At 71.2% G+C, this 10,807-nt stretch carries 1 protein-coding gene; it reads right to left on the minus strand.

The window, feature by feature from the left end; genetic code table 11:
* Positions 1-54 precede the first annotated feature (54 nt).
* Entirely contained in the window at positions 55-10,770 is a 10,716-nt protein-coding gene (locus CP981_RS04585; RefSeq protein WP_085923489.1) for a type I polyketide synthase, read from the minus strand.
* Positions 10,771-10,807: the final 37 nt, after the last annotated feature.

Genomic DNA, 10,807 nt, shown 5'->3' on the forward strand with positions numbered 1-10,807 from the left:
TTCTCCATCCGGTACCTTCCCCCAAAACACTGTCAGGCGCTTGATCCGCACGCGTTAGGACATTCCGAGTTCGTTGTCGAGAGCGTCGAAGAGTTCGTCATCGGTGGCTGAGTCGAAGTCCTCTTCGGAGTTCTCCGGACCCTCGCCGTTCCTGCTCTCGTCCCACTGCCACAAGATGCTGCGCAGCCGGGCGGTGATCTTGTCCCGGCCGGCGGCGTCGGGGTCGATCTCCGGCAGCCCGGCGGCGATCCGGTCGAGCTCGGCGAGCAGCCGGGCCGAGGGGTCCGCTTCGGCCGGTACCAGTTCCGCCCGCAGGAACTCGGCGAGCGCGACCGGAGTCGGATGGTCGAAGACCAGGGTGGCGGGCAGGGTCAGGCCGCCGACCGCGGCGAGCTGATTGCGCAGCTTGACGGCGGTCAGCGAGTCGAACCCCAGGTCCTTGAAGGGCCGGTGGTCCTCGACCTGATCGGCCGACTCGTAGGCGAGAACCGACGCGACCTGGGTACGCACCAGGGCCAGCACGGTCTCCCGCTGCTTGTCCGCCGGCATGGCGATCAGCCGGTCCGCCCAGCCCTTCTCGCCCGGCCCCTCGGTGCCGGCCGACCGCCGGGTGTCGCCCGGCATCAGACCGTGCAGCAGGATCGGTATCCGGTCCTTCGGCAGGGCCCGGATCGCCGGGATGTCCAGCGGAATCGGCACCAGCACCGGTTCGCCGGCCCGGCGGGCGTGGTCGAAGAGGACCATACCGAGTTCCGCGGTGATCGCTCCCGCCGAGATCCGCTCCGCCCGCATCTCCTCGCTCTGGTCCGTGGCCTGGACCCGCTCGGCCCAGACGCTCCACGCCATCGAGACGGCGGGCAGGCCCTCGGCGCGCCGGTGGTGTGCCAGGGCGTCCAAGAAGGCGTTGGCGGCGGCGTAGTTGCCCTGCCCGGCGTTGCCGAAGTGCGCGGCAGCCGAGGAGAACAGGATGAACGCCGACAGGCCCAGGTCCTTGGTGAGCTCGTGCAGGTTCCAGGCCGCGTCCACCTTGGGCCGCAGCACGGTGTCCAGATGCCCCGGGGTGAGCGAGGTGACCACACTGTCCTCGACCACCCCGGCCGCGTGCACGACCGCGGTCAGCGGACGGTCCTGCGGAACTGCCGCCAGCAGCTCCGCCAACGCGGTCCGGTCCGCGGCGTCGCAGGCGGCGAGGGTGACGTCCGCCCCGAGTGCGGCCAGTTCGTCCCGCAGTTCCGCGGCCCCCGGGCTCGCCGCACCACGGCGGCTGGTGAGCACGAGATGGCGTATCCCGTGCTGTGTCACCAGATGACGGGCCACCAGGGTGCCGATCATGCCCGTGCCGCCAGTGATCAGCACCGTGCCCTGTGCGTCGAAGGCCGGCGCCTCACCGGTCAGGTGGACCCGGGCGAGCCGTACGGCGCGGGGCGTACCGGCCCGGACCACTGCCTGGGGTTCACCGGAGCCGATGACCTCCGGCAGGGCGGCGGCCGAGGAGTCCTGCTCGTCCAGATCGACGAGGACGAACCGGCCGGGGTGCTCGGACTGGGCGGACCGGAACAGCCCCCAGGTGGCGGCGTGCGGCAGGTCGGTCACCGGGTCGGTGGCCTCGGCCGCCATGGCGCCGCTGGTCACCAGCACCAGACGGGAGGTGGCGAACCGGTCGTCGGCCAGCCAGTGCTGGATGAGTTCCAGGGCGTCACGCACGGTGCCGTGTACCGCCCCCGGGAGGAATCCGTCCTGATCGCTGCGCGGTGCGACGGTCAGTACGGCCTCGGGGACGGGTGCGCCCGCCTCGACCGCCGCGGTGAGCGCGGCGAGATCGGCGTAAGTGTCGCCGTCCCCCGTGAACGCGGCCGTCAGACCCGCGCGGTCCGCACCGAGCACGGCCCAGGAGCCGGTGAACTTCGGCCCGTGGAGGGTCGTCCACTCGGGCCGGAAGAGGGTGTCGCGCGGTGCGGCGCCGGTCAGCGCGGTAGCGGTGACGGCGCGGAGCCGCAGCGCGTCGACGGAGGCGATGGGCTCACCGAGGCCGTCGGCGATGTCCAGTGTCACCGCCCCGGTGGGCGCGGTGCGGAGGCGGGCCCGCAGGGTGGTCGCCCCGGTCGCGAAGAGCGAGACGCCGTTCCAGGTGAAGGGCATCCAGGGGCCACCCTCCTGCTCCGCGAGCGGGGACCAGGACAGGGCGTGCAGTACGGAGTCGAGCAGAGCCGGGTGCAGCCCGAACCGCTCGGCCTCGTCCCGCTGGTCCTGCGGCAGGGTCACCTCCGCGTAGAGGTCGTCACCCTGACGCCAGACCTCCCGCAGGCCCTGGAACACGGGCCCGTAGTCCACTCCGGCCGCGGCCAGCTGGTCGTAAATACCGTCCAGGTCCACCGGGGTGGCTCCCTGAGGGGGCCACACGTCGAGGCCGGTGCCGCTGCCGTCGGCGGTGTCCGGTCCGAGAAGTCCGGTGGCGTGCCCGGTCCACGGCTCACCGTCGAGCGCGTCATCGGCCCGCGAGTGCACCGTGACCGATCGGCGGCCCTGACCATCCGGAGCACCCACGCTGACCTGGAGCTGCACCCCACCCTGATCCGAGAGGATCAACGGGGCCTCCAGCACCAGCTCCTCGACCCTGGGGCAACCGACCTGGTCACCCGCCCTGATGGCAAGGTCCACAAAGCCGGTGCCGGGGAGGATGGTGACGCCCCGGACGGTGTGATCGGCGATCCACGGGTGGGTGGCCGCACTGATCCGCCCGGTGAGGACGACCGTGTCCGTACCGGCCATGGAAACAGCGGCCGGGACAAGCGGATGCTCAACCGGTTGCAGCCCGAGACCGGCGGCATCCTGCGTACCCGCTGAGGCCGACAGCCAGTAGCGCTGTCGTTGGAAGGCATAGGTGGGGAGGTCGATCCGCCGGCCGGTGGGGAGCAGGGTGCTCCAGTCCACCGGGACGCCGTGCGCCCAGAGTTGGGCGAGGGAGTGTGCGAAGCGGGGCCAGCCGCCTTCGTCACGGCGCAAGGTGCCGGTTACGACGACGGGGCTCCCGGATTCCTGCTGGGCGGTGTCCTCGATACCAGGGGTGAGGACGGGGTGCGCGCTGCACTCGACGAAGACGCCGTGACCGTCGGCCAGGAGAGCCTGGATGGCTTCCTCGAACCGCACCGGATTGCGGAGATTCTCGAACCAGTAGGCGGCGTCCAGCTCCTCGCCCGAGAGGGGTGAAGCATGCACCGCCGAGTAGAACGGGATACGGCCCTGGCCGGGGCGGACTTCGGCAAGAACCGTCGCCAGCTCCTCGCGCAGCTCCTCCACCTGGGGGCCGTGCGAGGCGTAGTCCACCGGAATCTGCCGGGCCCGTACCTCCTGCTCACCGCACTCCGCCAGCAGTTCCTGCAAGGCATCGGGCTCACCGGAAATGACGGTCGACGTCGGCCCGTTGATGGCGGCGACGGATACCCGCTCGCCCCACTTGGCGATGCGCTCCTGAACCGCCTCACGGGAGGCGGCGACGGAGACCATGCCGCCGCGACCGGCCAGGACACGGCCGATGGCCTGGCTGCGCAACGCCACCGCCCGGGCGCCATCACGCAGGGACAGGACCCCGGCGACGCATGCCGCAGCAATCTCGCCCTGGGAGTGACCCACGACAGCCGACGGCACCACACCGCAGTCCTCCCAGACCGCAGCCAACGACACCATCACCGCCCACAGCACCGGCTGCACCACATCAACCCGCGCCAACGCGTCCTCGTCGGACAAAACCTCGTCCAACTTCCAGGACACGAACTCCGACAGGGCCGCACCACACTCAGCCATCCGCCCCGCAAACACCGGGGAGGAGGCCAGCAGTTCATCCGCCATACCCAGCCACTGCGACCCCTGACCAGGGAAAACCAGCGCCACACGGCTACCAGCTCCCGTACCGGTCGCACCCCGCACCACACCCGCAGGATCCACCCCCGCAGCCAACCCACGCAGGCCGTCGAGAAGGCCCTCACCATCAGCACCGAGCACCACCGCCCGATACTCCAACCCCGCCCGCGTACTCAGCAGCGAGAACCCCACATCGACGGGATCCAACTCCTCGCGGTCCTTGACAAAGGACGCCAACCGGCCCGCCTGCGCGAGCAACGCCCGCTCGGAGCGCGCCGAGAGCACCCACGGAAGAACCCCGGGCCGGGCCTGCTCAACCGGCTCCGCCGGCGCCTCGTCAGGTGCCTGCTCCAGCACCACATGCGCGTTCGTCCCACTGATACCGAAGGACGACACACCTGCCCGCCGCAACTGACCGCTCTCCGGCCAATCCCTGGCCTCGGTCAGCAACTCCACCGCATCCGAGGACCAGTCCACATGCGACGACGGCTCATCCACATGCAGCGTCTTCGGCAGCACACCGTGCCGCATGGCCAGCACCATCTTCATCACCCCGGCGACCCCCGCCGCGGCCTGGGCGTGCCCGATGTTCGACTTCACCGAGCCCAGCCACAACGGCCGGTCCTCCGGACGACCCTGGCCATACGTCGCCAGCAGGGCCTGCGCCTCGATCGGGTCGCCCAGCGTCGTGCCGGTGCCGTGCGCCTCCACCGCGTCCACATCCGACGCCTGAAGCCCGGAGTTGGCGAGCGCCTGACGGATCACCCGCTGCTGCGAGGGACCGTTCGGCGCCGTCAGACCGTTGGACGCACCGTCCTGGTTCACCGCCGAACCCCGCACCACCGCAAGCACCGGATGGCCGTTACGGCGGGCGTCCGACAGGCGCTCGACCAGCAGCAGGCCGACGCCCTCGCCCCAGCCCGCGCCGTCCGCGCTCTCCGCGAAGGCCTTGCTGCGGCCGTTCGGAGCGAGGGCGCGCTGGCGGGAGAACTCGATGAACTCCATCGGTGTGGACATGATCGTCACACCGCCGGCCAGTGCCAGTGAGCACTCGCCGGAACGCAGCGCCTGGATCGCCCAGTGCAGGGCGACCAGCGAGGACGAGCATGCGGTGTCGACGGTGACCGCGGGGCCCTCGAAGCCGAAGGTGTAGGAGATCCGGCCGGAGACCACGCTGCCCGCGGTGCCGGTGGCGAGGTGGCCGTCCACCTCGGCGGAACTGTGGGCCAGGAAGGAGCCGTAGTCCTGGCCGTTGGTGCCGACGAAGACGCCGGTGTCGGCGCCGCGCAGCGTCGCCGGGTCGATCCCCGCGTCCTCCAGGGCCTCCCAGGAGGTCTCCAGCAGCAGCCGCTGCTGCGGGTCCATGGCGGTCGCCTCACGCGGCGAGATGCCGAAGAACCCGGGGTCGAAGTCGGCCACGTCCCGCAGGAAGCCGCCTTCGCGGACGTACGAGGTGCCGTGGTGGTCGGGGTCCGGGTGGTAGAGCCGCTCGACGTCCCAGCCGCGGTCGCCGGGGAAGTCGCTGACCGCGTCCTCGCCGCGGGCCAGCAGGTCCCAGAGCTCCGCCGGAGAGGCGACGCCGCCGGGAAAGCGGCAGGCCATGCCGACGATGGCGATGGGTTCGTCGTCCACGGTCCCGCGGGACCGCACCACGGTGGTGGCGGTCTGCCCGCCGAGCAGTTCTTCCCGCAGGAACCGCACGAGGGCGGCCGGGGTCGGATGATCGAAGAGCAGGGTCGCCGGGAGGCTGAGTCCGGTCGCGGTGTCCATGCGGTTGCGCAGTTCCACGGCGGTCAGCGAATCGAACCCGAGGTCCTTGAACGCACGGGATGCCTCCACTGCGCCGCTGCCCGCGTACCCAAGTACCAGGGCGACCTGGGCCGTGACCAGTTCCCGCAGCGCCCGGTCCTGGTCGGCCTGCGGCAGACCGATGAGACGGTCCCGCAACGCGTTACCCGCACCGACGCCGGCCGTGGCGGCACGCCGGCGCACCGGCACCAGTCCGCGCAGGACGGGCGCCACTTCGCCGGAGGCGGCGAGGGCCCGCAGGTCCAGCCGTATCGGGATGGACAGCGCGGTGTCCGTGGTGAGCGCGGCGTCGAACAGGGCCACGCCTTCCTCGGCGGTGAGCGGGACGAGTCCGCCGCGGGCCATCCGTCGCAGATCGGTGTCGCTGAGCTGCTTGGTGATCTCGCTGGTCTCGGCCCAGAGCCCCCAGGCCAGGGAGGTGCCCGGCAGGCCGTGGTTCCGGCGATGGCGGGCGAGCGTGTCCAGGAAGGTGTTGGCGGTGGCGTAGTTGCCCTGTCCGGCCGCGCCCAGTACCGCTGCGGCCGACGAGAAGAGGACGAACGCGGAGAGATCGGCGTCCTGGGTGAGTTCGTGCAGGTTCCAGGCGGCGTCCATCTTGGGCCGCAGCACGGCGTCCAGGCTTTCCCTGGTGAGGGAGCCGAGGGTCCCGTCGGAGGTGACCCCGGCGGTGTGCACGACACCGGTCAGCGGGGCATCCGCCGGGATCCCCGCCAGCAGCTCGGCGAGGGCGTCGCGATCCGCCGCGTCACAGGCGGCGATCTCCACCTGGGCGCCCAGCGCGGTGAGTTCCTCAAGGAGTGCGGCTGCGCCCTCGGCGTCCGGGCCGCGTCGGCTCGTCAGCAGGAGGCTGCGGATGCCGTGTGCGGTCACCAGGTGCCGGGCGATCAGGCTGCCCAGGGTTCCGGTGCCGCCGGTGATCAGTACGGTGCCCTCGGGGTTCCAGACCGTGCCCGTGCCCGTGCCCGTGCCCGTGCCCGTGCCCGTGCCCGTGCTGGAGAGTACGGCCTGTCCAGGCGGTCCAGATGGTGCGGACGGCGCGGACGGTTCGAGCCGGGTGAGCCTGGGTGCCGACAACGCCCCTTCCCGAAGGGCCAGTTCGGTTTCGCCAGTGGCCACGGCGGCATGGATCGCGGCGGTGGACTGCTCGTGGTCGTCGACATCGACCAGCACGAATCGGCCCGGGTGCTCCGACTGCGCCGAGCGCACCAGCCCCCACAGCGGCGCCATGACCAGGTCCACCGGCTCACCGGCAACCGAGACGGCGCCCCGGGTCACCACCACGAGCCGCGCATTGGCCTGCCGGTCATCGGCGTTCCGGTCATCGGCGACCCAGCGCTGAAGCTGCTCCAGCACCTGGTGGGTCACCGCACGCACACCGTCGGGAACAGAAGCCGACTCCCCGGCCACCGACGGATGCAGGAGTACGAGGCCGTCATCACCCTCGGCTTCGGAAGCCTCGGGAAGTTCCGGAAGCGACACCCACTCAACCGCGAACAGCGAGTCGTGGTGCTCGCCCGGGACGCTCGTGGTCAGCTGCTCGGGAACCACCGGCTCCCAGCGCACCGCGTCCACGGAAGCGACCACACCACCAGCCTCATCGGCGACGAGGAGCGCAAACCCGTCACCTGCCCTGCTCAGCTTCACCCGGAGCGCGGTGGCACCCACTGCGTGCAGGCGCACCCCGTTCCAGGACACGGGGAGCCGCAGCCCGTCGAGCGCTGGTTGCAGCGCGGCGTCGAGGAGGGCCGGATGCAGCCCGAACTTCGCTGCGTCGGCGGTGACTTCGTCCGGCAGGGTGACCTCGGCGTAGATCTCGTCGCCACGCCTCCAGGCGGCCTGGACGCCCTGGAACACGGGACCGTAGTGGAATCCGGCGGCACCGAGTGCGTCGTAGCAGCCCTCCACGGAGAGCGCCTCGGCACCGGCCGGCGGCCAGACCGCTTCACCGAACGTCCCCGCCCCGGCACCCGCACCCGCCGCCAGCACACCCACGGCGTGCACGGTCCAGGACTGTTCCGGAGACTCCTCAAGCCGCGAGTACACCGCCAGTTCCCGGCGGCCGTCCTCGTCGGGCTCCGCGACGACGACGCGCAGCTGCACTCCGCCGCGCTCCGGCAGAACCAGTGGCAGCCGCACCGCGAGTTCTTCGATCAGATCGCAGTCGACCTGATCCCCGGCCCGGATGGCGAGTTCGACCAGGGCCGAGCCGGGCAGTACGGCGGCGCCGAGTACGGCATGGTCGGCGAGCCAGGGGTGGGTGGCCAGGGACAGCCGGCCGGCCAGGACCACGGCGTCCGGCAGGGTCACGGTGGCGCCGAGCAGCGGGTGATCGGCGGCGCCCAGACCCGCGGCGGTCATATCGCCGACCCCGGCGTCCCCGGCCAGCCAGAAGTGCTGCCGCTGGAAGGCGTACGTCGGCAGCTCCACCCGGCGGCCGTCGGCGAGCATCGACTGCCAGTCGACGGGGACCCCACGGACCCACAGCCCGGCGAGAGCCTCCGTCGCCACCTCGGGTTCGGGACGGTCCTTGCGCAGCGTGGGCACGAAGACCCCGTCCTCCGCCAGGCAGTCCTGTCCCATGGCGGACAGAACGCCGTCCGGGCCGAGTTCGAGGAAGGTGGTGACCCCCTCGGCGTGGGCGGCGCGCATACCGTCGTGGAAACGGACGGCTTCCCGGACGTGCCGCACCCAGTACTCGGGGTTGCGGAGTTCGGCAGAGTCGGCCAGCGCGCCGGTCACGTTCGATATCAACGGCAACTGGGCGTCTGCATAGGTGAGTTGACCCAGCACGGCACGGAACTCGGCCAGCATCGGGTCCATCAGCGGCGAGTGGAAGGCATGGCTCACCCGCAGCCGCTTGACCTTCCGCCCCTCGGCCTCCAGAGCGGCGACGACCTGCGCCACCTCAGCCTCAGCACCCGAGAGCACCACGGACTCCGGACCATTGACGGCGGCGATCCCGACCAGGTCCCGGCCCTCCAGCAGCGGCGCGACCTCGTCCTCCGAAGCCCGCACCGACACCATCACGCCACCGGTCGGCAGCGCCTGCATCAACCGCCCACGTGCCGCCACCAGCTGCGCCGCATCCGACAGCGACCACACACCCGCCAAATAGGCAGCCGTCACCTCACCAATCGAGTGCCCCAGCAACACAGCCGGCGTCACACCACGCGACTCCACCAACCGATACAGCGCCACCTCCAGCGCGAACAGCGCCGCCTGCGCAAACTGCGTCTGGTCGAGGAGCTCTCCCCCGCCCCGGACCACCTCCGTCAGCGGCCGAGGCAGCAGACCGTCCAGCTCCGCGCAGACCTCATCCCAGGCCCGCGCAAACACCGGATATGTCTCATACAACTCACGGCCCATCCCGAGCCGCTGCGCCCCCTGGCCGGTGAACAGCGCGCCGAGTTTGCCGTCGCTGACCAGTCCGGTGAGCACGCCGGGGGCGGCGTCACCGGTGGCCAGGGCGGACACCGCGGTGCGCAGTCCGGCCCGGTCGGTGGCCAGGGCGACCGCGCGATGGTCGAGGGCGGCACGTGTGGTGACCAGCGAGAAGCCGGTGTCCACGGGGTTCAGCTCCGGCTGCTGGTCCACGAAGGCGGCGAGTCCGGCCGCCTGTGCGGTGAGTGCCTGCCGGGAACGGGCGGACAGCACCCAGGGCACCAGGCCGGACGGGTCGGATGCCACGGGGGCGGCGGGGGCGGAGCCGGACTCTGCACGCTCGTCGGCGGGGGCCTGTTCGAGGACGACATGGGCGTTGGTGCCGCTGATGCCGAAGGAGGACACCCCGGCCCGGCGGGGCCGTTCGGCCGCCGGCCAGTCCCTGGCTTCGGCGAGGAGTTCGACCGCGCCGGCGGACCAGTCCACATGCGGTGAAGGGGCGTCCAGATGCAGGGTCTTGGGCAGCACGCCGTGCCGCATGGCGAGCACCATCTTGATGATGCCGGCAACTCCCGCGGCGGCCTGGGTGTGCCCGAGGTTGGACTTGATGCCGCCCAGCCAGAGCGGGCGGTCCGCCGGGCGGTCCTGCCCGTAGGTCGCCAGCAGAGCCTGGGCCTCGATGGGGTCGCCGAGGGTCGTACCGGTGCCGTGCGCCTCCACCGCGTCGACATCCGACGGCGAGAGGTGGGCGTTGGCGAGCGCCTGCCGGATCACCCGCTGCTGCGAGGGGCCGTTGGGTGCGGTCAGGCCGTTGGACGCACCGTCCTGGTTCACGGCTGACCCGCGCACCACCGCGAGCACCGGGTGGCCGTTGCGCTGGGCATCCGACAGCCGCTCGACCAGCAGCAGGCCGACGCCTTCGCCCCAGCCGGTGCCGTCCGCGGCGGCGGCGAACGGCTTGCAGCGGCCGTCCGCCGCGAGACCGCGCTGGTAGGAGAAGTCGACGAAGGTGTCCGCGGTGGCCATCACGGTCACGCCGCCGGCCAGTGCGAGGTCGCAGTCCCCCGCACGGAGCGCCAGCACCGCCTGGTGGAGGGCCACCAGGGAGGAGGAACAGGCGGTGTCCACGGTGATCGCGGGGCCTTCGAAGCCGAACAGATAGGAGATACGGCCGGAGACCACGCTGCTCACCGCGCCGGTGCTCATAAAGCTGGCGATGTCGTCGGGGACATCGATGACCCGCGCGGCGTAATTGTGGTACATCAGCCCGGCATAGACCCCGGTCTTGCTTCCCCGCAGGGTTCCCGGGTCAATTCCGGCGCGTTCGAAGGTCTCCCACGCCGTTTCCAGGAGCAGCCGCTGTTGCGGGTCCATCGCGAGCGCCTCGTGCGGTGAGATTCCGAAGAATCCCGGGTCGAACTCCGCGGCGTTCTGGAGGAATCCGCCCTCCCGGACATAGGACGTGCCGGGGTTTTCCGGGTCGGGGTGGTAGAGCCCCTCGACGTCCCAGCCCCGGTCCTCCGGGAAGGCGGACATGCCGTCGCGGCCCTCGGACAACAGCGTCCACAGGTCTTCGGGAGAGGCGACCCCGCCGGGATAGCGGCAGGCCATGCCGACAATCGCGATCGGTTCCGATTCGAGCTCCCATATCCTGCGGCGGCTCTGCCGCAGATCGATGGTGGCCTGCTTGAGATACTCGACAAGTTTCTTGTCGTTGGTCACCTGGTTCCGCCCCTTCGACCGGCACGAAAAATGTTCT

The organism is Streptomyces platensis (genome assembly GCF_008704855.1).
GTDB lineage: Bacteria > Actinomycetota > Actinomycetes > Streptomycetales > Streptomycetaceae > Streptomyces > Streptomyces platensis.